At 67.9% G+C, this 25,448-nt stretch carries 21 protein-coding genes; 12 read left to right on the plus strand and 9 right to left on the minus strand.

Going from position 1 to position 25,448, the window contains the following annotated elements:
- Nucleotides 1-13: 13 nt before the first annotated feature.
- From mnmG to ACODRV_RS04970, 3 genes are all read right to left on the minus strand, one after another.
- The gene (gene mnmG / locus ACODRV_RS04960) at nucleotides 14-1,882 is read right to left on the minus strand and encodes a tRNA uridine-5-carboxymethylaminomethyl(34) synthesis enzyme MnmG (protein ID WP_488907623.1); all 1,869 of its coding nucleotides are present in this window, start codon (nucleotides 1,880-1,882) and stop codon (nucleotides 14-16) included.
- Between the two features lie 146 nt (nucleotides 1,883-2,028).
- Nucleotides 2,029-3,336, minus strand: a complete 1,308-nt coding sequence (gene mnmE / locus ACODRV_RS04965) for a tRNA uridine-5-carboxymethylaminomethyl(34) synthesis GTPase MnmE (RefSeq protein WP_488907624.1) — start codon at nucleotides 3,334-3,336, stop codon at nucleotides 2,029-2,031.
- A 145-nt stretch (nucleotides 3,337-3,481) separates the two neighbouring features.
- Nucleotides 3,482-3,709, minus strand: coding sequence for a DUF6489 family protein (locus ACODRV_RS04970; RefSeq protein WP_141625305.1), 228 nt, complete (start codon nucleotides 3,707-3,709; stop codon nucleotides 3,482-3,484).
- Nucleotides 3,710-3,772: 63 nt separating this feature from the next.
- Here ACODRV_RS04970 and ACODRV_RS04975 point away from each other — a divergent pair, with 63 nt between their 5' ends.
- Nucleotides 3,773-4,774 carry a quinone oxidoreductase family protein gene (locus ACODRV_RS04975; protein WP_488907625.1) on the plus strand — a complete coding sequence of 334 codons (1,002 nt, stop codon included), beginning with the start codon at nucleotides 3,773-3,775 and terminating at the stop codon, nucleotides 4,772-4,774.
- Between the two features lie 68 nt (nucleotides 4,775-4,842).
- Here the strand turns inward: ACODRV_RS04975 and rho are convergent, their stop codons facing one another.
- Complete coding sequence (gene rho, locus ACODRV_RS04980) at nucleotides 4,843-6,249, minus strand: transcription termination factor Rho (RefSeq protein WP_488907626.1); 1,407 nt, start codon at nucleotides 6,247-6,249, stop codon at nucleotides 4,843-4,845.
- A 267-nt stretch (nucleotides 6,250-6,516) separates the two neighbouring features.
- On the opposite strand from rho, the gene ACODRV_RS04985 reads away from it, so the two are divergent.
- Nucleotides 6,517-6,972, plus strand: a complete 456-nt coding sequence (locus ACODRV_RS04985) for a hypothetical protein (RefSeq protein ID WP_488907627.1) — start codon at nucleotides 6,517-6,519, stop codon at nucleotides 6,970-6,972.
- A 6-nt stretch (nucleotides 6,973-6,978) separates the two neighbouring features.
- On the opposite strand, the gene ACODRV_RS04990 is transcribed toward ACODRV_RS04985, so the two are convergent.
- From ACODRV_RS04990 to hemE, 3 genes are read right to left on the minus strand one after another with little or no spacing between them, the layout of a single operon-like run.
- A complete protein-coding gene (locus ACODRV_RS04990) occupies nucleotides 6,979-7,449 on the minus strand; it encodes a CopD family protein (protein WP_488907628.1) in 471 nt (156 codons plus the stop codon).
- On the minus strand, nucleotides 7,446-8,492 hold the full coding sequence (gene hemH / locus ACODRV_RS04995) for a ferrochelatase (RefSeq protein ID WP_488907629.1): 1,047 nt from the start codon (nucleotides 8,490-8,492) through the stop codon (nucleotides 7,446-7,448). The genes ACODRV_RS04990 and hemH overlap by 4 nt, the downstream gene beginning before the upstream one ends.
- On the minus strand, nucleotides 8,489-9,535 hold the full coding sequence (gene hemE, locus ACODRV_RS05000) for a uroporphyrinogen decarboxylase (protein WP_488907630.1): 1,047 nt from the start codon (nucleotides 9,533-9,535) through the stop codon (nucleotides 8,489-8,491). The genes hemH and hemE overlap by 4 nt, the downstream gene beginning before the upstream one ends.
- A gap of 522 nt (nucleotides 9,536-10,057) precedes the next feature.
- Between hemE and ACODRV_RS05005 the strand changes: the two genes are divergently transcribed.
- From ACODRV_RS05005 to dnaQ, 5 genes are read left to right on the plus strand one after another with little or no spacing between them, the layout of a single operon-like run.
- Nucleotides 10,058-10,927, plus strand: coding sequence for a pyruvate, water dikinase regulatory protein (locus ACODRV_RS05005; protein WP_141625311.1), 870 nt, complete (start codon nucleotides 10,058-10,060; stop codon nucleotides 10,925-10,927).
- Nucleotides 10,921-11,517 (plus strand): Maf family protein, encoded by a 597-nt coding sequence (locus ACODRV_RS05010; protein WP_141625312.1) that lies wholly within the window; start codon nucleotides 10,921-10,923, stop codon nucleotides 11,515-11,517. Before ACODRV_RS05005 ends, ACODRV_RS05010 begins: the two co-directional genes overlap by 7 nt.
- Nucleotides 11,514-12,311, plus strand: coding sequence for a shikimate dehydrogenase family protein (locus tag ACODRV_RS05015; protein WP_488907631.1), 798 nt, complete (start codon nucleotides 11,514-11,516; stop codon nucleotides 12,309-12,311). The genes ACODRV_RS05010 and ACODRV_RS05015 overlap by 4 nt, the downstream gene beginning before the upstream one ends.
- Nucleotides 12,308-12,949 (plus strand): dephospho-CoA kinase, encoded by a 642-nt coding sequence (gene coaE / locus ACODRV_RS05020; RefSeq protein WP_488907632.1) that lies wholly within the window; start codon nucleotides 12,308-12,310, stop codon nucleotides 12,947-12,949. Before ACODRV_RS05015 ends, coaE begins: the two co-directional genes overlap by 4 nt.
- A 6-nt stretch (nucleotides 12,950-12,955) precedes the next feature.
- Entirely contained in the window at nucleotides 12,956-13,675 is a 720-nt protein-coding gene (gene dnaQ, locus ACODRV_RS05025) for a DNA polymerase III subunit epsilon (RefSeq protein WP_488907633.1), read from the plus strand.
- A 92-nt stretch (nucleotides 13,676-13,767) separates the two neighbouring features.
- Here the strand turns inward: dnaQ and secB are convergent, their stop codons facing one another.
- Nucleotides 13,768-14,274, minus strand: a complete 507-nt coding sequence (secB, locus tag ACODRV_RS05030) for a protein-export chaperone SecB (protein ID WP_141625316.1) — start codon at nucleotides 14,272-14,274, stop codon at nucleotides 13,768-13,770.
- Between the two features lie 185 nt (nucleotides 14,275-14,459).
- On the opposite strand from secB, the gene timA reads away from it, so the two are divergent.
- Both timA and ACODRV_RS05040 read left to right on the plus strand, forming a co-directional pair.
- Nucleotides 14,460-15,095, plus strand: a complete 636-nt coding sequence (gene timA / locus ACODRV_RS05035; RefSeq protein WP_240811690.1) for a TIM44-related membrane protein TimA — start codon at nucleotides 14,460-14,462, stop codon at nucleotides 15,093-15,095.
- 50 nt (nucleotides 15,096-15,145) lie between these two features.
- Nucleotides 15,146-16,234: an MltA domain-containing protein gene (locus ACODRV_RS05040; RefSeq protein ID WP_141628165.1), complete on the plus strand. Its 1,089-nt coding sequence runs from the start codon at nucleotides 15,146-15,148 to the stop codon at nucleotides 16,232-16,234.
- Nucleotides 16,235-16,240: 6 nt separating this feature from the next.
- Here ACODRV_RS05040 and ACODRV_RS05045 read toward each other — a convergent pair whose 3' ends face one another.
- Nucleotides 16,241-17,815 carry a helicase HerA-like domain-containing protein gene (locus ACODRV_RS05045; RefSeq protein WP_488907634.1) on the minus strand — a complete coding sequence of 525 codons (1,575 nt, stop codon included), beginning with the start codon at nucleotides 17,813-17,815 and terminating at the stop codon, nucleotides 16,241-16,243.
- Nucleotides 17,816-17,906: 91 nt separating this feature from the next.
- Here ACODRV_RS05045 and ACODRV_RS05050 point away from each other — a divergent pair, with 91 nt between their 5' ends.
- The 3 genes from ACODRV_RS05050 to ACODRV_RS05060 all read left to right on the plus strand — a co-directional run bounded on the left by ACODRV_RS05050 (nucleotide 17,907) and on the right by ACODRV_RS05060 (nucleotide 25,267).
- Nucleotides 17,907-19,046, plus strand: coding sequence for an AI-2E family transporter (locus ACODRV_RS05050; RefSeq protein ID WP_488907635.1), 1,140 nt, complete (start codon nucleotides 17,907-17,909; stop codon nucleotides 19,044-19,046).
- A 318-nt stretch (nucleotides 19,047-19,364) separates the two neighbouring features.
- Nucleotides 19,365-20,204: an outer membrane protein gene (locus tag ACODRV_RS05055; protein WP_141625319.1), complete on the plus strand. Its 840-nt coding sequence runs from the start codon at nucleotides 19,365-19,367 to the stop codon at nucleotides 20,202-20,204.
- Between the two features lie 197 nt (nucleotides 20,205-20,401).
- The gene (locus tag ACODRV_RS05060) at nucleotides 20,402-25,267 is read left to right on the plus strand and encodes an NAD-glutamate dehydrogenase (protein ID WP_488907636.1); all 4,866 of its coding nucleotides are present in this window, start codon (nucleotides 20,402-20,404) and stop codon (nucleotides 25,265-25,267) included.
- The last annotated feature ends 181 nt before the right edge of the window (nucleotides 25,268-25,448 follow it).

Here is a 25,448-nt window from a genome sequence, read left to right on the forward strand (position 1 = left end):
GCATCATAGGTACTCACGCATCAGCCTCCAAAGGCCGTGGCGCCTTCTTCACATGCGACAACAGGGCGGTCAGGGCGCCGGGCGTCATGCCCTCGATCCGCCCGGCCTGTCCGAGGGTGCGGGGCTGAACGCGGCTCAGCTTCTCCTTCACCTCGTTCGACAGGCTGCCGATAGCCGCATAGTCGAGGTCGACCGGCAGGGCGAGCGCCTCTTCCCGACGCAGGGCCTCGGCATCGGCCGCCTGACGATCCAGATAACCGGCATAGCCTGCGTCGATGGTGATCTGCTCGCGAACCTGCGCCGACCAGCCCGCGATCTGCGGACAGACCGGCAGGAAGGTGTCGAGCGTCACACCGGGGAAGGACAGCAGATCGCGGATCGAGCGACGCTGACCATCGGCGTTGACGCGGATTCCGAGCGCCCCCGCCTCCTTGGGCGTAAACAGCGTTTCACGTGAAACAGCGGTCGCCGCCGCCAGTTCAGCGGCCTTCAGCGCGAAAGACTCCGCGCGGCTGGAACCGACGACGCCCGCCTCGACACCCAGTGGGGTCAATCGTTGATCTGCGTTATCGGCGCGCAGGGTCAGCCGGTACTCGGCCCGGCTGGTGAACATCCGGTAGGGCTCGGTCACACCCTTGGTGACCAGATCGTCGATCATCACGCCGATATAGGCCTGATCCCGACCGAGAATGATCGGGGCCTTTCCGGCGGACGCGCGCGCGGCGTTCAGCCCCGCCATCAACCCTTGAGCGCCCGCCTCCTCATAGCCGGTCGTGCCGTTGATCTGGCCGGCCAGATAAAGGCCGGGCCGCTTCTTGACTTCCAGAGCAGGGCTCAGTTCACGGGGATCAACGTAGTCGTATTCGATGGCATAGCCGAAGCGGAACACCTCGACCTGCTCCAAACCCGGGATGGTCCGCAGGAAAGCCAGCTGGGTCGCGTCGGACACCGAGGTCGAAATGCCGTTTGGATAGATCGTCGGATCATCCAGACCCTCGGGCTCGAGGAAGATCTGGTGCGAGGTCTTGTCGGCGAACCGCACCACCTTGTCCTCGATGGACGGGCAATAGCGCGGACCCCGGCCGGACAGGTGGCCGCCATAGACCGCGCTCTCGCCCAGGTTCTCGGCGATGATCCGGTGCGTCTCTTCCGTGGTGTGCGTCACGCCACAGGTGATCTGGGGCACGTCGATCCGGTCGGTCAGGAAGCTGAACGGCACGGGCTGCTCATCCGCCGCCTGATGCTCCAGCCGATCCCAGGCGATGGTCCGGCCATCGAGACGCGCGGGCGTGCCGGTCTTCAGCCGCCCCATCTGCAGGCCCGCGCCATAGAGGTCCGCGGCCAGACCCGTCGAGGGGGCCTCGCCATGGCGACCGGCAGGCGTGCGCTCATCGCCCTTGTGAATGACCCCGTTCAGGAAGGTGCCGGTCGTCAGCACAACCGCGCCCGCCGACAGGTGCTCATCACTCTCAGTGAGCACGCCGACCACCCGGTCGCCGTCCATGATCAGACCCTCGGCCGTCCCGGCCATCAGCTCGAGGTTCGGGGTCTGCGCCAGCTCGGCCTGCATGGCCTCGCGGTACAGGCGTCTGTCGATCTGACTGCGCGGGCCCTGCACCGCGGCGCCCTTGGAGCGGTTCAGCAGCCGGAACTGGATGCCGGACACATCGCCCAGCCGACCCATGACGCCGTCCAGGGCATCGATCTCGCGCACCAGATGGCCCTTGCCCAGACCGCCGATGGCCGGGTTGCAGGACATCTCGCCGATGGTCTCGAGCTTCTGGGTCAGCAACAGGGTGCGCGCGCCGGTCCGCGCCGACGCGGCCGCCGCCTCACACCCGGCGTGCCCGCCGCCGATGACAATGACATCAAAGGATTTCATCGCCGGGAGATAGTCTAAACCGGGCCGAAATTCCACCGGCGCCGTGGGGGTGAAGAGTGCTGGTGAGCAAGGAAGTGAGCCGCTGTTTCACGTGAAACACCATGCCCCGCTCACCCCGCTGCTCACCAGCACCGCTCGCTCACCGCCTACTTCCCGATGCAGAACGTCGAAAAGACCTCGCCCAGAATATCCTCCACTCCGATGGCGCCGGTCACGCGAGCCAGCGACTCGGCCGCTCGTCGCAGGTCGTCTCCCGCCATCTCCGGCGCCAGATCGAGCGCCCGACGTCCGGCCTCGACCGAGATCAGGGCCTCCTCCAGCCGACGGCGGTGGCGTTCACGGGTGACGGCCGGAAAGTCCGCGCCGGACAGGTCTCGAGCCAGACGAGCCGCGATCCAGTCGTGCAGGGCCGCCATCCCCTCCCCGGTCGTCGTGCTGACCACCAGCGCCTCCCGATCAGGCGGCGGGGCGGCGCGGTCGATGTCGGCCTTGGTCAGCACCAACAGGTCCTCGGGCTTCGCATAGTCGGCGGCGACACCCTCGGCGTCTCCGGGCGCCCGGACCCACAGACGCAGTTCCGCCTGCTCCGCCCGAACCCGCGCCCGGCGCACGCCCTCGGCCTCGACCGGATCATCACTGTCGCGGAGCCCCGCCGTATCGGACAGGGTCACCGCATAGCCGCCGATGACCAGATCCGCATCCAGCACATCGCGGGTCGTGCCGGCGATGGGGGTCACGATCGCCGCCTCCCGGGCCACCAGCGCATTGAACAAGGATGACTTGCCTGCATTGGTCTCGCCGATCAGAACGATGCGATAGCCTTCACGCACCCGCTCGCCCCGTCCGGCGTCGGCCAGGGCGGCCTTCAGATCAGTGATCAGTCCGTCCAGAACCGGCCCGGCGGTGCGCGCCAGATTGTCCGGGACCTCTTCATCCGGAAAGTCGATTTCAGCCTCGACCAAAGCCAAAGCCTTCAAAAGATCGCGGCGGAAACCGGCATAGGCGGCGCCGAGCGCGCCCTCCAGCTGGCCCAGCGCCTGGGCCGCCTGCGCTGTCGTTTCGGCGTCAATCAGGTCGGCCACGGCCTCGGCCTGGGCCAGATCCATACGGCCGTTCTCGAACGCCCGGCGGGTGAACTCGCCCGGATCAGCGGGGCGCAGACCCAGGGCCATCAGCGCCCTCGACGCCGCCTCCACCACCGCCCGTCCGCCGTGCAGATGCAGCTCAGCGCAGTCCTCGCCGGTATAGGAGTTCGGTCCGGGAAAACGCAGGACCAGCGCCTGATCGACGACTCCGCCCTCATGGCTCAGGGTCCGAAGCGACGCCATCCGCGCCCTCAGTCCGCGCGCGCCGAGACCCGCGAGAGCCGCATCCGTGCCCGGGCCGCTCAACCGCACAATGGCGATCGCCCCCCGGCCGGGCGGGGTGGCGAGGGCGAAGATGGTGTCGGTCATGGCGTCAGTCCCACCTCCCCGCTCTGCGGGGAGGTGGCGCGGCGCATCTGCGCCGTGACGGAGGGGTCGGCAGTGGCGAGAACGGACAGAGCCTCTCCACCGCTGCGCGGTCCCCCTCCCCGCGACGCGGGGAGGACAATCCGGATCACGACTTGATCGCCCCTTCCATCAGGCGGCGGAACTGGTCCTGGGCCTGAAGGCCGAAGCTGGTCCAGGTCTTCATCAGTTCCTCGGGCTGCATGGCGGCGACATTGGCCTCCATCCGCTTCTGCATCTCGGCGACCATGGCGTCGTTCAACGGGGTCACATCCGGCAGGCCGAGGAAGGCCCGCGCCTCCGCGGGGGTACAGTCGATCTCGACGTTGATTTTCATGGGATCGCTCCAATCTGTCAGGGACAGTCCTAGACCAATCCGGCCTGCCAAAGGAACCCGAGCATGTCCCTCCCCCCGACCTCGGCCAAGACCCAGTCCGCCGTCCGCTTCGATCATCACGGCGGGGCCGAGGTTCTGGATCTGGTCGAGGTTCCGGCGCCCTCACCCGGTTCCGGTGAAGTCCTGATCCGGAATGTCGCGATCGGTCTGAACTTCATCGACATCTATCAACGCACCGGCCTCTACCCCCTTCCCCTCCCGTCGGGCCTCGGCAAGGAATCCGCCGGCGTGGTCGAGGCGGTCGGCGAGGGCGTCACGCGCTTCAAGGTCGGCGACCGCGTCGCCACCGCCACCGCCCCGGTCGGCGCCTACAGCCAATTCCACCTGATGCCTGAAACCGCTGCCGTCGCCGTCCCGGACGACATCAGCCTGGAGGTGGCTGCCGCCGTCATGCTGAAGGGCATGACCGCCGAGTTTCTGGTCAACCGCGCGTTTCACGTGAAACAGGGCGACGAGATCTTGCTCCACGCCGCCGCCGGGGGGGTCGGCCTGATCCTTGGCCAATGGGCGAAGTCGCTGGGCGCCACGGTGATCGGGACTGTCGGGTCCGAGGCCAAGGCCGAGTTGGCCAAGGCCCACGGCAGCGACCACGTCATCCTCTATGACCGCGAGGACGTCGCCGCCCGCGTGAAGGACATCACCAAAGGCCGGGGCGTCGCCGTCGCCTATGACTCGGTCGGCAAGGACACCTTCGAGGCGTCGCTGGCCAGCCTCAAGCGGCGCGGGACCCTGGTCTTGTTCGGCAATGCGTCCGGCCCGGTGCCGCCGTTCGATCCGCTCCGTCTGTCGCGCGGCGGTTCGCTTTACGTTACCCGCCCGACCCTGTTCGACTATGTCGCCACCGTCGATGAATTGGACGCCAGCGCCGCCGCCCTGTTCGCCGTCATCCGCTCCGGCGCGGTGAAGGTCGAAATCGGCCAGACCTTCCCGCTGGCGAATGTGCGGGAAGCGCACGAGGCGCTGGCCGGGCGGAAGACGACGGGATCGACATTGCTGATCCCCTGATCACCCGCAAAGAAAAAGGGCCGCCCCATCCGGAGCGGCCCTTCGCATTTCCGTGCCGCGGCTGCGGATCAGGTATTCATCGACTGGAAGAAGTCGCTGTTGTTCTTGGACTGGCGCAGCTTGTCGAGCAAGAATTCGATCGCGTCCTGCGGCCCCATCGGATTGAGGATGCGGCGCAGGACATAGGTCTTGGCCAGCTGATCCTTCGGCGTGATGAGGTCTTCCTTGCGAGTGCCCGACTTGAGCACGTCGATGGCCGGGAAAATGCGCTTGTCGGCGACCTTGCGGTCCAGCACGATTTCCGAGTTACCGGTGCCCTTGAACTCTTCGAAGATCACCTCGTCCATGCGCGAACCGGTGTCGATCAGGGCGGTGGCGATGATGGTCAGCGAGCCCCCCTGCTCCACGTTCCGCGCGGCGCCGAAGAAGCGCTTGGGCCGCTGCAGGGCGTTGGCGTCGACACCGCCGGTCAGCACCTTGCCCGACGACGGGACGGTGGCGTTGTAGGCGCGGCCCAGACGGGTGATCGAGTCCAGCAGGATCACGACGTCCTTCTTGTGCTCGACCAGACGCTTGGCCTTTTCGATCACCATTTCGGCGACGGCGACGTGGCGGGTGGCCGGCTCGTCGAAGGTCGAGGCGATGACCTCGCCCTTCACGGTGCGCTGCATGTCCGTCACTTCTTCCGGGCGTTCGTCGATCAGCAGGACGATCAGGAAGACTTCCGGGTGGTTGCGCTCGATCGACTTGGCGATGTTCTGCAGCATGACCGTCTTGCCGACGCGCGGCGGGGCGACGATCAGGCAGCGCTGGCCCTTGCCCAGCGGGGCGACGATGTCGATCACCCGGCCCGAACGGTCTTTCAGCGTCGGATCCTGGATCTCCATGTGAATCCGCTCTTCGGGATAGAGCGGGGTCAGGTTGTCGAACAGGACCTTGGTCTTGACCAGTTCCGGGTCTTCCAGATTGATCGTGTCGACCTTCAGCAGGGCGAAATAACGCTCACCCTCGCGCGGACCGCGGACGGCGCCGTGGATGGTGTCGCCCGAGCGCAGGCCGAAGCGGCGGATCTGCGAGGGGGAAACATAGATATCGTCCGGACCCGGAAGGTAGTTGGCGTCCGGGCTGCGCAGGAAGCCGAAGCCGTCCGGCAGGATTTCCAGCACGCCGTCGGCGATGATCTCGACTTCTTCCTCGGCCAGGGCCTTGAGGATGGCGAACAGCAGGTCCTGCTTGCGCAGGTTCGAGGCGTTCTCGACCTCAAGCCCCTCGGCGAAGGCGACCAGATCTTCCGGCGTCTTGGCGTTCAGCTCGGCCAGGGTGATGCGGCCGTTCGGAACGATCGGCTCACCGTCCTCGTCCTCGTCAGCCTCCTGATCGACCATCGGCAGGTCGGCGGCGGAGACTTCGTTGGAGGCTTCGTCGAGGGTTTCGGTCTCGGGCGCGGTCGGATCGGTGTCGCGGACGTCGGTCATGGGTCTTTGTCTTCTTGGCGTGCAGGCCCGCACGCTCGCGGCGCGAGGTCGGGTCGGGCTGGCGATGTTGGCCTTGCGGCCGGCAGGAGGTGCGATGGGATCCCGCAGGGTCGATCCGGCAGGCATCGCGAGGAGAGAGGGACCGTCCGGCAGAGGGCCAGGACCGGTTCGCATCCAGCGAAACCACGCTTCCGGGGGTCAGGTCAAGCGGGACAGGTAGTGATGAGGACGTTGTACCTTGGCCTTGGCGCACGATAGCCTGATCCAATGTCCCCTCGCTTGTCCCTCGTCCCGATCTGTCTGGCCTCCGCGCTGCTGCTGGGCGGATGCAACGCCGATCCCTCGACAAGGCTTCTGGAAGCCGCCGCCATTGCAACAGATGTCAGCGGTCGTGATGCCATAGCGTTCAAGGATTATGTCGCAGACGCAGAGGTCTATGTGAGGGCTGACCGGGTTGGCGAGATCATCAACATCTACATGGTCCCGTTCCCGGTACCGGGAAGCCAGCAGGCATCATCCGTGCCCGCCTATCTGTCCAAGGCCTCTTACGATGAGCATATGGCCCATCTCGGCCCGCCCCTGACGCTCAAGGGCAGGGAGATGATGCGCCTGACGAGAGGCCGAGGCATCGTCTTCAACCTCGGCTCCGACCGCGTGCTCAACTGGGCGCCGGACTACGCAGATGACGTGCGAGACGAATGGAACGTCGCCGCTCCGCGTTGAGGCTACCTACCCCAGCGTCCACTCCGTCGTCACCGACAGCACCATGATGATGGCCAGGACGAAGGGGATTTCGTTGGTCATGCGCCAGAACTTGCCCGAGTATTTCGAGGTCCCGGCGGCGATCTTTTTGCGCTGCCCGGCCAGAAAGCCGTGCCAGCCGGCCAGCAGGAAGACGCCGACCAGCTTGGTCACCATCCACGGCTGATGCGCAAAGCTCCAGTCCGCCCCCTCACCGCTGCGCAGCCAGAACAGCCAGGCGCCGAAGATGAAGGCCAGGATCATGGCCGGGTTGATGATGATGCGCAGCAGGCGGGTCTGCCATGTCCGCAGCAACGCCTGCATCTCGGATTTCAGCGGCTCGGCCTTGGCGTTCTGTTCGGCGTCATAGGCGAACAGGCGCGGCAGGAAGAGCATGCCGGCCATCCAGGCGATCACCGCCAGGATGTGCAGGCCACGGACCACGTCATAGGTGTTCACGCCGCTCTCCGCTCGCAGGTGCGCGGGCAGGCCTTCCAGTCCGCGCGACAACCGGGACCGTGCGGCGCGACACCGGTTCGCGCAAGCGCCCCGACGGCCGCCTCGGCCAGTTCATTGATGAAGGCCGCCGTCACCCCGACCGCCGGAACCCGCAGATAGGGCGCGACGCCGAGCGTATGCGCCAGCTCGCCGTACTCGATATCGAGCTCAACGAGAGTCTCGACGTGTTCGGAAACGAAGGCGATGGGAACCACCACCGCGCCCACGCTATCCTTGGCCGCCTGTTCCAACGCCTCGGGCGTCGATGGTCCCAGCCATTTCATCGGTCCGACCCGGCTCTGGTAGCAGAGGGCCCAGTCGGTCAGACCCGCCACGGCGGCCACGGCGGCGCAAGTGCTTTCGACCTGCTCCTGATAAGGATCGCCCTTCTTCTCGACCAGCACCTCGGGGATGCCGTGGGCCGAGAACAGGACCCGTACCGGCTTTCCTCCGGCCTCGGCCAGCTTGCCCCGGATCAGGTCCGCCTGCGCCGTGACCCAGCCCGGCGCCTCCGGCCAGCAGCAGACGGTGCGGGTGACGCCCGATCCGGCATAGACCTCGTTCCAGCGCTTCAGCGAGCTTTCGGTCGTGGTGGTCGAGAACTGCGGATAGAGCGGCAGAAGCACGATCTCATCCGGCCCGAAGGCGGCGACGTCAGCAGCGGTCTCTTCGGTCAGCGGATGCCAGTACCGCATGGCGATGAAGGTCTTCACCTCATCCCCCGGCAGGCGCGCGCCGAGCACGGATTCCAGAGCATCCGCCTGCTTCCGGGTCCCTGGCAGCAGGGGCGATCCTCCGCCCATCAGGGCGTAGTTGGCCTGGGCGCTGGTCTCACGACGGCTGGAGATCAGCTTCGCCAGCGGTGTCCGGAACAGGCCCGGCAGGCCGATGATCGCCGGATCATTGAACAGGTTGAACAGGAAGGGTTTCACCGAAGCCTGATCGTCCGGCCCGCCCAGATTGAACAGGACGACGGCGATACGACGGCCTTTCAGATCACTCATTGCGCACCGATCCGTTTCAGCACCTGCTCGACATGGGCGACCGGCACATCCGGCATGATCCCGTGGCCCAGATTGAAGATCCACGGCCCCTGACCCCAGGCCTCGCGCAGTTGGTCCACGCGGCGATCCAGAAGCGGGCCGCCCGTGCGCAGAAGCAGGGGATCGAGCGCCCCCTGGATGGTCCTGATCTTCTGCACCGCCTGACCGACCGGCAGGGGACAGGCGGTGTCCAGGGCCACGGCCTGAACCTCGACCTCGCGCGCATAGCGTTCGGCCAGCGCCGCCGAGCCTCTCGGGAAGCCGATCAGGGGAACGGTGACGCCAAGTTCGCGCACCCGCTTCACCAGCTTGATATGCGGCTGCAGGACAAGGCTCTCGAACAGATCGTCGGGCAGACCCTCGGCCCAGCTCTCGAAGATTTTCAAGGTCTGGGCCCCGGCGTCGGCCTGCATCTTCAGATAGTGGGCGGTGGCCTCGACCAGCACGTCCAGAACCGCCGCCACCTTCTCCGGCTCCGCATAGGCGTAGGTCCGGGCCTGCGCCCGCTCGCCCTTGCCGATGGTCCGCGCCACGCCGTCCAGCATATAGGTCGCCACCGTCCAGGGTGCGCCCGCGAAGCCGATCAGCGCCTTGGACGGATCCAGCTGTTCCCGAACCAGGCTCAGGGTCTGACCGATGGACGACAGGGCCTCACCGGCGCCTTCCGCCTTGTCCCGCATGGCCTCGACCGACGGCATCTCGCCCAGTCGGGGACCTTCCCCGGCCTCGAACCAGACGTCCTGACCCAAAGCCCGGGGAATCAGCAGGATGTCGGCGAACACGATGGCCGCATCAAAGCCGAACCGGCGCATCGGCTGAAGCGTCGCCTCGGCAGCTTTCTCAGGATCGTGACAAAACTCGATAAAGCCCGGCGTGGTCGCCCGCAGCGCCCGGTATTCCGGCAGGTAGCGCCCGGCCTGACGCATGAACCATACCGGAGGACGAGCGGTCGTCTCCCCGGCCAGGGCTTTCAGGAACAGGGGAGTGTCATTCGAGATCGTCATTTGATCGTCGGCTTACCGGGGCGGGGGGACAGGCTCAAGCCCGGCCCCGTGTCGCACCCTTTCCCTTCCCAAACATTCAAATTTGAAAAGGGTGGAAGGAAGTGGGTTGGGCCGGGGATGGCGGGGACAAGTCGGTCGAAAAGGCTGCGGACGGACGGCTTGTGCGGATTCAGTCACAGGGCGATCGACAGGCCTGGTGGCGCCTGTCGATACCGGGGATAACCATTAACAAGACCTTAACAGCGGGCGTTTTCGGGGGTTTGCGCCGGGTGGCCGCCTGGGCGCCGGTTTCGTCGAGCCCGGTTCCTCCACAAGCCCTCCGCCCGGAACCGCCGGCCGGTGGATGAACGGGCTGAAGACGGACCCTCCCGTCCACCTTCATCCCGCTCGCGACCGGGAACGGGGACGGCTATAGAGATCGGCGCCCGGTCATGAACCGAACGGCGCCCCGTCCTTTCCACAGGAGTCCCCGTTGAACGGACCGTTTATCCCGATGAGTCTGCGGCGTCGGGGGACCACGCGATGAGCCCCGCGCGTCCCGCCGGCGCGTCGAAACTCGCCACCTATTTCCATGTCCATCTGGTCTCGGATTCGACCGGCGAGACGCTAAACGCCATGGCCAAGGCCGTGGTGGCCCGTTTCGACGGGGTCATTCCCATCGAGCACATCTACGCCCTGGTCCGTTCGGACCGGCAGATGGAGCGGGTTCTGGACGAGATCGCCGCCGCCCCCGGGGTTGTCCTGCACACCCTTGTGGATCGGGAGCTGCGCGAACAGCTGGAAGAAGGCTGCCGCAGGCTGGACATGCCCCAGATCGCGGCGCTGGACCCGCTTGAGACGGTGCTGTCCCGCTACTTGGGCGCGGCCCTGGCCCCCCGCGTCGGCGCCCAGCATGCGCTGAGCAATGAGTATTTTGACCGGATCGCGGCGCTGGACTTCGCCATGGCCCATGACGATGGGCAGGGCACGACGGAGCAGCTGGAGACCGCCGACGTCATCCTGTGCGGGGTCAGCCGCACCTCCAAGACCCCGACCTGCATCTATCTGGCCCACCGCGGCATCCGGGCCGCCAATGTCCCCTTGGTCCCCGGACAGGAAGACGGTGAGCGCCTGACACAGCTCAAGCATCCGCTGGTCATCGGTCTGACGGTTTCGCCGGACCGTCTGGTCCAGATCCGCCGCAATCGGCTGGATGGTCTCAACGCCAGCCATGCCTCGACCTATATCGACCACGACTCCGTGCGCGAGGAGACGGTCAAGGCGCGCCGGGCGTTCGAGCGTCGGGGCTGGCCGGTGATCGACGTCACCCGCCGCTCGGTCGAGGAGACCGCCGCCGCCATCATCAACGTCCTGAATGAGCGCCGTACCAAACGGGCGGCTGCGTCATGGTAGGCGAGCGTCTGATCCTGGCGTCAAAGAGCGCCGCCCGCCGCGCCATGCTGGACAACGCCGGCGTGCCCTTCACCGTTCAGGTCGCCGATGTGGACGAGGATGCGGTCAAGGCTGTGCACGATCCGGCGGACCCCGCCGGTCTCGCCGTCGAACTGGCCCGGGTGAAGGCGCTGGCCGTCTCGCGCCACGACGCCGACGCCTGGGTGCTGGGCGCCGACCAGACCCTGGCCTTCGACGGGGGCCTGATCTCCAAGGCGAAAAGTCTGGAGGACGCCCGCGCCCGTCTGTCGGCCATGCGTGGAAAAGCTCACCATCTGCATTCCGGCGCCGCGCTGGCCCGCAACGGCCAGATCGTCTGGTCCGGCGTCGACACCGCAGCCATGCAGGTGCGGAACTTCTCCGACGCCTTCCTGGACGCCTATCTGGCGCGTGAGGGCGAGGGGCTGCTGACCAGCGTGGGCTCCTACAAGCTGGAGGGCATGGGCTCGCAGCTGTTCGACCGTATCGATGGCGACTACTTCACCGTTCTGGGCATGCCGTTGTGGCCGGTGCTGGCGGAGCTGCGCCGGGCCGGAGTGCTGCTCGTATGACGATCCACTCCGGGGTCGCCGGCCAGCCGATCAGTCATTCGCTCAGTCCGCTGATCCACGGACTGTGGATCGAGGCCGCCGGGCTGAACGCCACTTATGAACCCTTCGGTCCGGCAGATGAGGCCGGGTTCGACGCCCTGATCGCCGGGGTGCGCTCGGGCGCCCTGCGTGGACTGAACGTCACCGCGCCGTTCAAGGAACGCGCCCTCGCCCTGGCCGATGAGGTCAGCGCCATGGCCCGCGCCTGCGGCTCGGCCAACCTGCTGGTCTTCAATGACGGTCGCCTGTCCGCGGACAGCACCGACGGCTTCGGCCTGATGACGGCGCTGGCGGAGCAGGCTCCGGCTTTTGATCCCGCGGGCGCGCCCGTCGTGGTGCTGGGCGCCGGTGGTGCGGCTCGCGCCGCGGTCGCCGCCTTGCGCGATGCCGGGGCCGAGGTCTCGGTCCTGAACCGCACCCGCGCCCGCGCCGAGGCCCTGTCCGCGGATCTGGGATGTGCCGTCGCCGAAGACCATGCCGTCAAGGACGCCGCCCTGATCGTCAACGCCCTCAGCGTGCGGCCGGAGATCGACATCGCCGCCCTGCGCGCCGACGCCGTCCTGCTGGACATGACCTACAAGCCGCTGATCACCCCCTTCCTCGCCGCGGGTCGGGCGCGGGGCCTGACTGCGGTGGACGGTCTGGCCATGCTGATCGGTCAGGCCCGTCCGTCCTTCGAGGCCCTGTTCGGCGTCCCCGCGCCGTCGGTGGATGTCCGCACCGCCGTCCTGCGCCGTCTGGGAGAGGTCGCATGATCCTGCTTGGCCTCACCGGCTCAATCGGCATGGGCAAGTCGACCACCACCGCCATGTTCGCCGACCACGGCGCCCTGATCTGGAACGCCGACGAGGCGGTGCATCAGCTCTATGCGCCCGGCGGCGCGGCGGTCGAGCCGATCGGCGAGGCCTTCCCCGGCGTGGTCGTGGACGGCGCCGTTGATCGCACCCGGCTGGCCGAGGTTCTGGGCCGCGACGATCAGGCGTTCAGACGGCTTGAGGCCATTGTCCATCCGCTGGTGGCCTGCGGTCGCCTGGCCGATCTGGCGGCGGCCGAGGCGCGGGGCGTGAAACTCGCCGTGCTGGATATTCCCCTGCTGTTCGAGACCGGTGGCGACGCCGCCGTCGATGCGGTGGTGGTGGTCAGCGCTCCGCCGCAGGTGCAGGCGGAACGGGTTCTGGCCCGGCCCGGCATGACCCGCGAACGGTTCGAGGCCATTCTGGCCCGCCAGCTGCCCGATGCGGAGAAGCGCGCCCGCGCCGACTTCGTGGTCGAGACAGGCCGGGGACTGGAGCCCGCCCGCGCCGCCGTCGCCGAAATCGTGGGGACAGTCCTGTCGCCGGAGTGGGTCTCCCCGCGCCGCGCCCTTTCACCGACGCCCGAACGGCTCCATTAAGGGGTCATGCGCGAGATCGTTCTGGATACGGAAACCACCGGCTTCGACCCGAAGACGGGCGACCGGCTGATCGAGGTCGGCTGTATCGAGCTGATGGACCTGCTGCCGACGGGGCGGACCTATCACACCCTTGTCAATCCGGACCGGCTGATCCCGCCGGACGCGACCCGCGTTCACGGCATCACGGACGACAAGGTCAAGGACGCCCCCCGGTTCGCCGACATCGTCAAGGAACTGGACGCCTTCATCGGCGACGCGCCGGTCATCGCCCACAACGCGCAGTTCGACCGCAATTTCATCGACTTTGAATATGCGCGGATCGCCCACCCGCTGATCCCCGGTGATCGCTGGATCGACACCCTGCAGCTGGCCCAGAAGAAGTTTCCGGGCATGCCCAACTCCTTGGACGCCCTTTGCAAACGCTTCAAGGTCAGCCTGGCCGACCGGACGTTCCACGGCGCCCTGATCGACGCCCGCCTGCTGGCCGAGGTCTATCTGGAGCTGCGCGGCGGCAAGGAAAGACGGCTGGATCTGTCGTCGGCCCGGGTGACGGCGGTGTCCGGCCCGGTGACGGCCGCCGCCCACGGCGCGCGTCCGCGCCCGCTGGCCGCCCGCTCGACCGAGGCCGAACGCGCGGCTCATCTCGAATTCCTCAAGGCCACGCTCAAGGACCATACCCTGTGGGAGGGTTATGGTCTGGACATGGAAAAGGCGCCCGCCGCCTGACGGACGCCTTTTCTCTTTTGTCCTAACGCTCGCGACGCGGTCGCTCGCTGCTTGAGGACGAAGCCTGCTCCGTCCTCAAATCCTGTATCGGATCAGGCTTGGCCGGTGTCGGCCGGGCCGCGGGCGATCTGTTGCTGGCGGGCGACGTAGATGGCCGCGAAGTCGATCGGGTCCAGCATGAAGGGCGGATAGAAGCCGCCGTCCGAGGTCGCGCGGGCGATGATCTCGCGAGCGAACGGGAACAGGTAGCGCGGGCATTCGATCAGCAGCATGGGTTCGATGTCCTGCTCCGACACGCCCTGCAGGGCGAACAGGCCGCCATAGACCAGCTCGACGTGGAACACGGCCATGGTGTCGGTCGAGGCCTTGATCGACAGGCGCAGCTCAACCTCGAACAGGCCGTCCTGACGGCCCGAGGCGTTCATTTCCACGCCCATGTCGATGGCCGGCTTGCCGTCGATGCGCAGGCTGTCCGGCGCCTTCGGGTTTTCGAAGGACAGGTCCTTCACGTACTGGGCGACGATACGGAAGCCCGGACCCTGGGGTTGGCCGCCGGTCACGGCGGGGTTGGCGTCGGCGGGCGGAGCGGCGTCGGTCATGGGTGGAAGTTCTGTCTGGAATGTGGGTCGGGCGCACGCCCGGAAGGCGCCGCGACTACCATGCGCGCCCCCCTGCGGCAACGACGCTCGCCCAACCGGGGGGGCGCTTCGCCTTGCGCGGCCCTATATCAGCCCCTAATCGTCATGTTCCGCGTCGTTCTCACGCCGCCAGTCAAGGATGTCCCGTGCCCCCGGTTTCGGTCCAGATCGTCATCTTCGCCGTCATTGCGGCCTTTGTGCTGTTCCAGCTCTACAATGTGCTGGGCAAGAAGGTCGGCCGCCAGCCCGAGGAAGACGCCCGCGCCAAACCGGCGGCCGCTGTCAATCCGGCCGATCCCGCCGGCCAGCCGGGCCGCAGCGTTCTGGACAGCGTCACCCTGGCCGCGATCGCCGGTCTGAAGGCCCGTGATCCGGCCTTCGACCCCGTCCGCTTCCTCGAAGGCGCGCGCGCCGCGCACGAAAGCATCGTTCGCGCCTATGCCGCCGGTGACCGGGAGGCGCTGAGGCCCCTTCTGACCTCCACGGTCATGCAGTCCTTCGAAGGCGGCATGGCCGCCCGTGAGGCGCGGGGCGAGACCGAGACGGTGGAGTTCGTGCATCCGGCCCGCGCGGATCTGGAGCTGGCGACGGCGAAGGAAGATCTGGCCATCGCCAAGGTTCGCTTCCTCGCCGAACTGCGCAGCCGCGTGAAGCCCGCCGACGGCTCGGCGGAGGAACAGATCGAAGAGCGGCGCGTGGCCGAGATATGGACCTTCGAACGCACCCTTGGCGCCAATGACCCGAACTGGGTGCTGGCGCGAACCGAGGCGGCGACGGCCTGACCGTGACCTCCCACCGCGCCGTGAATATTCGGGGCGCGGTTCTCGCCCTTATGGTGACGCTTCTGGCGGCCTGCGCCACCCGGCCGCCGGTCGCCCCGCCAGCGTCGGAACCCTCCGCGCCGACACGGCCCCAGCCGCCTCGTCCGGCCGAGCCCCGGCCTGACCCTCGCCCCGAGCCGGTGGTCGGTGTCAGCCCGGCCTCCCTGCCCGGCTGGGACGAGGAAGATCATCTGGCGGCGTTCAACGCCTTCGCCGACGGCTGTCGGGTCTCGCGCGACACCGCCCTGCGCGCACAGTGCGACCGGGCCATGCACATCCGCCAGACCTCGCGTCCGGTCACGCCCTCCATGGCCCGCGCCTTCTTCGAGGCGGGCTTCACGGTGGTCGAGCAGGAAACCGCCGACCGCGCGGGCCTGCTGACCTCCTATTTCGCGCCCGAATACCCGGCCAGCCGGGTTCAGACCGCCGAGTTCGACATGCCGGTTCTGGCCGCGCCCGCCGGCTGGCGTCGGGGCCAGACCCTGCCGCCCCGCGCCGAGATCGAGGCCGCGCCGCCCACCGCCGCGCTCGCCTGGATGCGGGCCGAGGACCTGTTCTTTATGCAGATCCAGGGATCGGGCTATCTGACCTTCGAGGACGGCTCCAGGGCGCGGGCGTCCTACGCCGCTGATAACGGCCAGACCTTCGTCGGCATCGCCACCCCCATGGTCCGGCAGGGCCTGCTTCCGCAAAACGGAACCTCGGGCGATGCGATCCGGGGCTGGCTGGCTGCGCATCGGGGGGCCGAGGCCCGGGCGGTCATGGCCCTGAACCCCCGCTACATCTTCTTCCGCATGGACCCGGACGACGGCGGCGATCCGTCCGGCGCGGCGGGTGTTCCCCTGCCCGCCCGGCGCGCCATCGCGGTCGATCCCGCCCACTGGCGCTACGGCGATCTGGTCTGGATCAGCGCCGACGGCGGTAATCTGGCCGGCGCGCGCGGCAGCTATCGCGGGCTGGTCGTGGCGCTGGACACCGGCTCGGCCATCCGCGGCCCGGTCCGCGCCGACCTCTACATGGGCCGGGGCGACGCTGCGGGCGCCGAAGCGGGCGCCGTGCGGCATCCGCTCCGGATGTGGCGGCTGGTGCCCAAGCGTTAGGCGGACTTACCGCCGCTTCAACCCGCCCAGAATCCCGCGCAGCAGTTCGCGCGTAAGCGTGCTCCCCGCCGTTCTCAGAACCGACTTGGTCATCGCCTCCACCGGCGTTTCGCGGGTCGATCGGCGCGCGGGCGCACGGGCCGGGGCGCGGGACCGCGCCGCTTCCCGCTCATATCGGGCCTGCATCCGGGCCTGTTCCTTCTCGCGCGCGACAGCGGCCTTTTCGGCGTCCTTCGCGGCGGCGGCGTCCGCCTTGGCCTTCGCTTCCGCAAGCCTCGCGTCCGCGGCGGCCTGATCCGCCTCGCCCCGGCGGGCGGCGAGGATTTCGGCGGCGGAGTCCCGGTCCACGACGGTGTCGTACAGGCCCCGCACCGGGCTGGCGGCCATGATCTGGGCGCGTTCGGCGTCCGTCGCCGGTCCCAGCCGCGAGTCGGGCGGACGGATGGCGGTGCGGCCGACGATGTTGGGCGCACCCTTCTCGTCCAGCGTCGAGACCAGCGCCTCGCCGACGCCCAGACCCTGGATGCATTCCGCCGTGTCGAAGGCCGGATTGGGCCGGAAGCTCTGCGAGGCGGCCTTCAGCCCCTTCTGCTCGGACGGGGTATAGGCGCGCAGGGCATGCTGGATGCGGTTGCCCAGCTGGGCCAGCACGATGTCCGGAATGTCGGCCGGGTTCTGGGTGACGAAATAGACGCCCACGCCCTTGGACCGGATCAGGCGCACCACCTGTTCGACCTTCTCGCGCAGGGCGTCCGGGGTGTCGTTGAACAGCAGGTGGGCCTCGTCGAAGAAGAAGACCAGACGCGGCTTCTCCGGGTCGCCGACCTCGGGCAGTTGCTCGAACAGTTCGGACAGCAGCCACAGCAGAAAGGCCGCGTACAGACGCGGGCTGTTCATCAGCTTGGTCGCGTCCAGCACATTGACCTGTCCCCGGCCATCCAGACCGGTGCGCAGCATGTCCTCCAGACGCAGGGCCGGTTCGCCGAAGAAGGCGCCCCCGCCCTGTTGCTCCAGCTGCAGCAGGGAGCGCTGGATGGCGGCGATGGAGGCCGGGGCCACATTGCCCACCTCGCGCCCGATCCGTTCGGCGTTCTCGCCCACATAGACCAGCATGGCGCGCAGGTCGTCGAGGTCCAGCAGCAGCAGGCCTTCCTGATCCGCGACGTGGAAGACCACCGACAGCACGCCCTCCTGCACATCGTTCAGGTTCAGCATCCGGGCCAGCAGCAGCGGGCCGATCTCGCTGACGGTGGTGCGGATGGGATGGCCCTTCTGGCCGTACAGGTCCCAGAACACGACCGGGGCGGCCCTGGGGTCCAGCGTCAGCCCCATGCCCTGGGCGCGGGCCAGCTGCTTTTCGTTCGGTGATCCGGGCAGGGCGATGCCCGATAGGTCGCCCTTCACATCGGCGCAGAAGACCGGGACGCCCGCGTCCGAGAAGCCCTGGGCCATGATCTGCAGGGTCACCGTCTTGCCGGTGCCGGTGGCCCCCGCCACCACGCCGTGCCGGTTGGCGCGGCCGTACAGCAGGATTTCGGGCTTGTCGGGCGATTGGCCGAGGAAGACGCCGGTGTCGGACATGGGAACTCCGCAGTGGGGGGCGCGCTCATGCTCCACCCGCGCGCCTCGCGGTTCAAGGGCGATTGACGATCCCTGACGAGACCTTGACCATATGCCCATGAAATCGCCCATCGCCGTTCCCACCTCCGCGGTGGCCCGCAATGCCCTCGTGGCGCTCGCCGTCGTCGGCGTCGGCGCCGCCGTCTACTGGATGGCCGACATCCTGACGCCGCTGGCGATGGCGATCTTCCTTCTGATCATGATCGACGGGGTGAAGCGGACCATCGAGAACCGCACCAGTCTGCCGGGGCATCTGGCGGGGACCGCGGCCCTCTTGCTGGTGGTCGTGGGTTTCTTCGCCTCGATCGCCTTCATCGTGAACGGCGCCTACGGCTTCTTCACCGACGCCTCGGGCGTGTCGGCCAACATCGGCCCGCGCATCGACCAGATCCTGCGTGACGGTTCGGCCCTCGTCGGCGTCAGCAATCCGCCGACCACCACCGACCTGATCAACCAGATCGATGTGCGGGGGTATCTGATGACCATCGCCGGTCAGGCGCAGGGCGTGGTCACCGGCTCGATCTTCGTCATGATCTACCTGGGCTTCCTGCTGGCCTCGCAGAGCGGCTTCCGGCGCAAGCTGGTCAACATGTTCCCGGACCGCACGGCCCGCGCCGAGGCTCTGGAGGTGTTTCAGCGGGTTCGCGGCGGGGTCGAGGGCTATCTGTGGGTCCAGACCGTCACCGGCGTCATGATCTGCGCCGCCGCCTGGGTCCTGATGCGGGTGGTCGGGCTCCAGAACGCCGAGTTCTGGACCTTCGTCATCTTCATCGTCGGCTTCATTCCGGTGCTGGGCGGCGCCATCGCCGGTCTGGCACCGCCCCTGTTCGCCCTGGTCCAGTTCGAGAGCTACTGGCCGGCGGCGATCCTGCTGGGCGGCCTTCAGGCCATCCTCTTCATCAGCGGCAACTTCATCCAGCCGCGCATGCAGGGCGACAACCAGAACATCGATCCGGTCGTCGTGCTGCTGGCCCTGGCCTTCTGGGGCAAGGTCTGGGGCGTGGTCGGCATGTTCCTGTCCACCCCGCTGGCGGTCATGGCCATGGCGATCCTCGCGGAGTTCAAGGGCTCGCGCTGGATGGCGATCCTGCTCTCGGGCGATGGAGAGCCCTACGCGACGGACGAAAAGGCCGAGGCGACGCCAAAGCCCAAGCGTGGCCGCGTCAACCCGCCGCAGCCGAAGCCGGATTGAGCCACGCCGGCGCCCTTGATTGGCCACAACCGGCTCCTATCTCCTCACTGTCGCCGCGGGCCCTCCCCTCCCCCCAAAGCCCGCGGTTGAAACGATCAGCGCCACCCTCCCCCCTCCTGGGCGCTGGTCCGAAAGCAGGCCGCCGAACGCAAGTTCGGCGGCCTTGTTCGTTTCAGGCCGTCTCTCCGGCGGACGATGGGGTGCGGCTTTCGGGCCACAGGCCGCCGGTCACCGGTCGGCGTGAGGAACGGGACGCCGGTCTTGCGGATTGATGGTCCGCGGCGGGGGCCGAACCGTTTCTCAATCCGGAAGAGCCCTATGAAATATCTTCTCCCCGCCGCCGCCCTGACCTTGCTGATGACCGGCGTCGCCGCTCCCGCCCTCGCCCAGTCCACCCCGGACTGGAGCGGCCCCTACATCGGGATTTACGGCGGCGGGATCGACAACAAGGAACAGTCGGACGAGACCCTGATCTTCGACCGCGATCTGGACGGAACCTTCGGTGAGACCGTCACCACCGCGGGCGCCACGGACGCCTTCGCGCCGGGCTTCTGCGGCGGCGGCGCGCTGACGTCCGAAGCGGCCGGCGGCTGCGACAGCGACAATACGGGCGTCGAGGGCTCCATCCGCGCGGGCTATGACTGGCAGTTCGGGTCGTTTGTCGCGGGCGTCGTGGCGGAATGGAGCGCCGTCAATCTCACCGACACCGTCACCGGCTTCAGCAGCACCCCGGCCAACTACGTCTTCAGGCGCGAGCTGAATGACATGGCCGCCCTGCGCGCCCGTGTCGGCTTCGCCACCGGCCCGGCCCTGGTCTACATCACCGGCGGCGCGGCCTATGGCGGCATCGAGAACAGCTTCCGCACCACCAACACGGCCAACAGCTTCGTCGTCCAGGAAGACGAGGATGACGCTGACGGCTGGCAGGCAGGCGCCGGTCTGGAGTGGCGTCTGGCCCCGAATCTGTCGGTTACCGGCGAGTATCTCTACACCAGCCTGACCCCCGGCGATTACATCGTCCGCGCCGGCAACACCGGCACGACCCCCGTGACCAATCCGTTCATCCTGGCGCCGAACACGACCGGCACCGACATCACGCGCAGCAATGATGAGATGGAGTTGCACGCCTTCCGGATCGGTATGAACGTCCGCTTCTGAACCGTCCGCTGACTGATCACTGATAACCGGCGCCGGCCTCCGAAAAGGGGCCGGCGCCGTCTCTTTTGGGGGTTCCCGCCGTCGCCGGGCTGGCCTAGTGACCCCGTCTGACGGGACGGCTTGCCCCTGTGCGCAACCGGCCTAGTCTGTGTCCATCACCGGCGGCCCGACGGGGCCGCGCCATACGAGACTTCTCCATGACCGGCGCCTCCGCCCCCACGCTCCCTCAGGCGATCACCCTGGAGGCGCTGGAGGCGAACTTCGCCGCCGCGAACGGTCATCCGCCGGGCGCCGCCGAAAAGTCCTATCTGGCCCAGGTTCTGGAAGACTACGCCGCCGATGAAACGCCGGAGCTGGACGGAGCGGACCTCGCCGCCCTGCTGGCCGCGGTCTGGAAGACGGTTCAGGAGCGCGACGTGGCCGACCCGGCGCGCATCAGCGTCGGTCCGCACACCGGCGCGCGCGGCGCGAACACCGGCTACGACGTTCTCAGCATCGTCCAGAACGACAAGCCCTTCCTGGTCGACAGCGTGATGGGTGAACTGGCCGAGGCCGGCGTCACCGTGCGCTCGATGTATCACCCGATCATCGAGACGCCGAAGGGTCGCATCTCGGTCATCCTCGTGGTCCTGGACGCCCTGCCGCAGGAGCGTCGAGACGTTCTGGGAGAGGCTCTGGCCCAGACCCTGGCGGACGTCCGCACGGCGGTGACCGCCCACGGCGCCATGAATGAGCTGATCGGCAAGTCGATCGCCCATCTGGAAGCCTCGCCCCCCGGCGTCGATCCCGAGGTTCTGGCCGAGAACCTGGCCTTCCTGCGCTGGCTGGCGGCCGACCATTTCGTCTTCCTGGGCGCCCGCGACTACGACTATCCCCGCGACGACGCCGGCGGCTACGAGGCCGAGGCGCCCCTCTCCCAGTCGGGCGAGGGTCTGGGCGTTCTGGCCGACCCGGAGCGCACTGTCCTGCGCCGCGCGTCGGAGCCGGCGGTTCTGACCCGGCAGATGAAGCGTCAGCTGGACCTGTCCGAGCCGGTGACCGTGGCCAAGGCCAATGTCCGCTCGCGCGTCCATCGCCGGTCCTACATGGATTACGTCGGGGTGAAGCGCTACGGCGCCGACGGCCGCCCGTCCGGCGAGACCCGCTTCGTCGGCCTGTTCACCGCCGAGGCCTATGACAAGGCCGCGTCGGAGGTGCCGCTGATCCGCCGCAAGGTCGCCAACGCCCTCGCCCGCGCGGGCAAGCTGGAAGGCACCCACAGCTACAAGCGGCTGAAGAACATCCTCGACAACTATCCCCGGGATGAACTCTTCCAGGTCACCGAGGACGAACTGCTCGATATCGCGCTGGGCATCCTGCACCTGCACGACCGCCCGCGGATCAAGACCTTCACCCGCAAGGATCCGTTCGACCGCTTCGTCTCGATCCTCGCCTTCATCCCGCGTGAGCGGTTCGACGCCTCGGTCCGTGAACGGATCGGCGCCATTCTCGCCCGCGCCTGGGGCGGTCGGATCTCGGCCTGGTATCCGCAGCTTTCGGATCAGCCCCTGGTCCGCATCCACTACATCATCGGCGTGACGCCGGGCGATCATCCGTGCCCGGATCAGGCCGCGCTGGACGCCGAAGTGGCCGAGGCCGGCCGCAGCTGGATCGACCGTTTCGAGAGCGCCCTGCGCGCCGCCGATGTCGATGAAGTCTCGGTCGGCCCGGTCAGCGCCCGCTGGGCCGACGCCTTCGGCGCGGCCTACCGCGACCGCTATGACGCCGCCGAGGCGGTGCGCGACTATCGGGCCATCGACACCCTGAACGCGACCGGCGAGGTCGGTGAGGGCGAACCGGTGGCCGTGCGCGCCTTCCGCACGGATCGCGACGGCTCGCTGAACTTCCGCTTCAAGCTGTACCGCCGGGGCTCGGCCGTACCGCTGTCCGATGTTCTGCCGATCCTGGCCGACATGGGGCTGAAGACGCTTGAGGAATGGGGCTACGCCCTGAAACCCGCCGGCGGTCCGGAAATCCATGTCCACGAATTCCTGATGGAGGACCCGCGCGGCGGCGATCTGGACTTCGCCACCGTCCGCGATCCGTTCGAGGCGGCCTTCGTCGCCGTCTGGAACGGCCGCACGGAAAGCGACGGCTTCAACCGTCTGGTGCTGGAGCTCGGCGTGAACTGGCGCGAGGCGGCGCTGATCCGCACCCTCGCCCGCTATCGCCAGCAAACGGGTCTGGACCCGTCCCAGGCGGTTCAGGAAGAGGCCCTGCGCGACTATCCCGCCGTGGCCCGCGCCATCCTGGCCCTGTTCGACGCCAAATTCAGCCCGGACATCGACGGCGACGTCGCCGAGCGCGAGAGCGTGGTCGCCGATCTGGCCGGCCACATCAACGACCTGCTGCAGGACGTGAAGAGCCTCGACCACGACAAGGCCCTGCGCCGTCTGTCGCTGCTGGTTCAGGCGATCAAACGCACCAACTATTATCAGGTCGGGGCCGACGGTCAGCCCAAGCCCTACATCTCGATCAAGATCGCCTCGCGCGAGCTGGTCGACCTGCCCCTGCCCAAGCCCTTCCGCGAAATCTTCGTCTGGGCGCCCTATATCGAGGGCGTGCACCTGCGCTTCGGTCCGGTCGCCCGGGGCGGTCTGCGCTGGTCGGATCGCCGCGATGACTTCCGCACCGAGGTTCTGGGTCTGGTGAAGGCGCAGCAGGTCAAGAACGCCGTCATCGTACCGGTCGGCTCCAAGGGCGGCTTCTTCCCGAAGAAGCTGGCCGACATCGTCCGCGCGGGCGGCGACCGCGACGCCCAGCAGGCCGAGGCTATTCGCGCCTACAAGACCTTCCTGTCGGGCCTGCTCGACGTGACCGACAACATCGCCCGTGACGGGTCGGTGGTCCCGCCCGTCGCCGTGACGCGCTGGGAGGGCGACGATCCCTATCTGGTCGTGGCCGCCGACAAGGGCACCGCGACCTTCTCGGACATCGCCAACGGCGTGTCGGCCTCCTACGGATTCTGGCTGGATGACGCCTTCGCATCGGGCGGCTCGGTCGGCTACGACCACAAGGTCATGGGCATCACCGCCCGCGGCGCCTGGGAGGCCGTGAAGCGGCACTTCCGCGAGGAGGGCAAGGACATCCAGTCCGAGCCCTTCACAGTCGTCGGCGTCGGCGACATGTCGGGCGACGTGTTCGGCAACGGAATGCTGCTGTCGAAGCAGATCAGGCTGGTCGCCGCCTTCGACCACCGCGACATCTTCATCGACCCGAACCCGGACCCCGCCTCGTCGTGGGTCGAGCGGGAGCGGATGTTCAAACTGCCGCGCTCGTCCTGGCAGGACTACGACACGTCGAAGATTTCGGCAGGCGGCGGGGTCTTCTCGCGTTCGGCCAAGTCGATCCAGCTCAGCCCCGAGATCAAGGCCGCGCTGGACATCCAGGACGACGTTCTGGACCCGGCGGCCCTGATGAAGGCCATCCTCAAAGCTCCGGCCGAGCTGCTCTACTTCGGCGGCATCGGCACTTACATCAAGGCGCCGAACGAGACGGACGCCCAGGTCGGGGACAAGGCCAATGACGCCATCCGCATCGACGGCGCCGAGGTTCGCGCCAGGGTCATCGGCGAAGGCGCCAACCTGGGCCTGACCCAGGCGGGCCGTATCGCCTTCGCCCGCAGCGGCGGTCGCATCAACACCGACGCCATCGACAACTCGGCGGGCGTCGACAGCTCCGACCACGAGGTCAACATCAAGATCCTCACCGGGGCGGCCATCGCCTCGGGCGCGCTGAAACAGGAAGACCGCAACGCCCTGCTGGCCTCGATGACCGAGGAGGTCGGCCTCAAGGTTCTGGTCCATAACTACGACCAGACCCTCGCGCTGACCCTGCAACAGGCCGAAGGCGCGGCCGCGCTGGATTCCCAGCAGCGCTTCATGCAGTGGCTGGGCGGCAAGGGTAAGCTGGACCGCAAGGTCGAGGGCCTTCCGGACGACCAGCGTCTGGCCGAGATGAAGGCGTCGGGCACGCCGCTGACCCGGCCGGAACTGGCGGTCCTGACCGCCTATTCCAAGCTGGAGTTGTTTGACGAGATCGTGGCCACCACGGCGCCGGACGACGCCTTCTTCAAACAGACGCTGGTGCGCTACTTCCCCGGTCCGCTGGCGAAGTTCGAGGCCGACATGCAGCGCCACCGGCTGAAGCGCGAGATCATCTCGACCATCCTGTCGAACGAGATCGTCAACATGTGCGGCGCGACCTTCCCGGAACGTCTGCGCCTGTCGGCACAGTGCGACACCGGCGCCATGGTCATCGCCTTCGAGGCGGCCCGCCAGATCTTCCGCCTCGACGAGGCGTGGAACGCGGTTTCGGCGCTGGACGGCAAGATCCCGGCCGAGGCCCAGACGGCGCTCTATACGGAAATCTCGACGGTGCTGCGCCGCCAGACCTTCTGGCTGGCCCGCCGGGCGGCCCGTGACGGCGCGACCGTGGACGGACTGATCGCGGCCTACCGTCCGGCCGCCGACGCCCTCCGCGCCGCCGGCGGCGCGGTCCTCAGCCGCTTCGAGGAAGGCCGTCTGGAAGCCCGTGTCCAGAAATTCGTCGGCCTCGGCGCGTCGGAAGAGATGGCCCGCGACTTCGCCATGCTGCGTCCTCTGGTCGCCACCGCCGACATCGGCGATCTGGCGCGTGAGGCGGGCTGGCCGGAACCGGCCATGGCCATGCTCTACCACCAGGTCGGCGCGGCCTTCGACTTCGACCGCCTGCGCGCGGCGGCGGGCGCCGTGCCGTCCGTGGATCATTTCGACCGTCTGGCCGTGCGCCGCATGATCGAGGATCTGATGGGTGAGCAGATGATCCTGACCCGCGCGGTGGCCAAGGCTTCCAGCGTGGCGGTCGGCGCCAGCGAGGCCGCGGCCGAGAAGGCCGTCGATGACTGGATCGGCTCACGTCTGGCCATGGTCGAGGCGGTCCGGGCCTCGGTGGATGAGATCGAGACCTCGGGCTCGGGCTGGACCTTCGCCAAGCTGACCATCGCCAACGCTTCGATCCGCGAGATCGCGTCCTCGGCCCGCTGACGCCTCGAGGAGGCTGCTGATGCGCCGGTACGTCCAATTTTGACGTACCGGCGTGTCATGCTCCGGACTGTGACAGCCGACAGCAGGGCGCCGAGGCGGCTATGTCCGATATGTCCGGTGTTTTTGATGAGTCCGGTTGAGTAAATTCAACAGGTTGCGGAGTCCGGCCCGGACATGGCGG

It is taken from the genome of Brevundimonas sp. FG8 (assembly GCF_057808845.1).

Bases quoted from the DNA above. Each gene is read 5' to 3' on its own strand.
- mnmG (WP_488907623.1), bottom strand. From the start codon at position 1,882: ATGAAATCCTTTGATGTCATTGTCATCGGCGGCGGGCACGCCGGGTGT.
- mnmE (WP_488907624.1), bottom strand. From the start codon at position 3,336: ATGACCGACACCATCTTCGCCCTCGCCACCCCGCCCGGCCGGGGGGCG.
- ACODRV_RS04970 (WP_141625305.1), bottom strand. From the start codon at position 3,709: ATGAAAATCAACGTCGAGATCGACTGTACCCCCGCGGAGGCGCGGGCC.
- ACODRV_RS04975 (WP_488907625.1), top strand. From the start codon at position 3,773: ATGTCCCTCCCCCCGACCTCGGCCAAGACCCAGTCCGCCGTCCGCTTC.
- rho (WP_488907626.1), bottom strand. From the start codon at position 6,249: ATGACCGACGTCCGCGACACCGATCCGACCGCGCCCGAGACCGAAACC.
- ACODRV_RS04985 (WP_488907627.1), top strand. From the start codon at position 6,517: ATGTCCCCTCGCTTGTCCCTCGTCCCGATCTGTCTGGCCTCCGCGCTG.
- hemH (WP_488907629.1), bottom strand. From the start codon at position 8,492: ATGAGTGATCTGAAAGGCCGTCGTATCGCCGTCGTCCTGTTCAATCTG.
- hemE (WP_488907630.1), bottom strand. From the start codon at position 9,535: ATGACGATCTCGAATGACACTCCCCTGTTCCTGAAAGCCCTGGCCGGG.
- ACODRV_RS05005 (WP_141625311.1), top strand. From the start codon at position 10,058: ATGAGCCCCGCGCGTCCCGCCGGCGCGTCGAAACTCGCCACCTATTTC.
- ACODRV_RS05010 (WP_141625312.1), top strand. From the start codon at position 10,921: ATGGTAGGCGAGCGTCTGATCCTGGCGTCAAAGAGCGCCGCCCGCCGC.
- ACODRV_RS05015 (WP_488907631.1), top strand. From the start codon at position 11,514: ATGACGATCCACTCCGGGGTCGCCGGCCAGCCGATCAGTCATTCGCTC.
- coaE (WP_488907632.1), top strand. From the start codon at position 12,308: ATGATCCTGCTTGGCCTCACCGGCTCAATCGGCATGGGCAAGTCGACC.
- dnaQ (WP_488907633.1), top strand. From the start codon at position 12,956: ATGCGCGAGATCGTTCTGGATACGGAAACCACCGGCTTCGACCCGAAG.
- secB (WP_141625316.1), bottom strand. From the start codon at position 14,274: ATGACCGACGCCGCTCCGCCCGCCGACGCCAACCCCGCCGTGACCGGC.
- ACODRV_RS05040 (WP_141628165.1), top strand. From the start codon at position 15,146: ATGGTGACGCTTCTGGCGGCCTGCGCCACCCGGCCGCCGGTCGCCCCG.
- ACODRV_RS05045 (WP_488907634.1), bottom strand. From the start codon at position 17,815: ATGTCCGACACCGGCGTCTTCCTCGGCCAATCGCCCGACAAGCCCGAA.
- ACODRV_RS05050 (WP_488907635.1), top strand. From the start codon at position 17,907: ATGCCCATGAAATCGCCCATCGCCGTTCCCACCTCCGCGGTGGCCCGC.
- ACODRV_RS05055 (WP_141625319.1), top strand. From the start codon at position 19,365: ATGAAATATCTTCTCCCCGCCGCCGCCCTGACCTTGCTGATGACCGGC.
- ACODRV_RS05060 (WP_488907636.1), top strand. From the start codon at position 20,402: ATGACCGGCGCCTCCGCCCCCACGCTCCCTCAGGCGATCACCCTGGAG.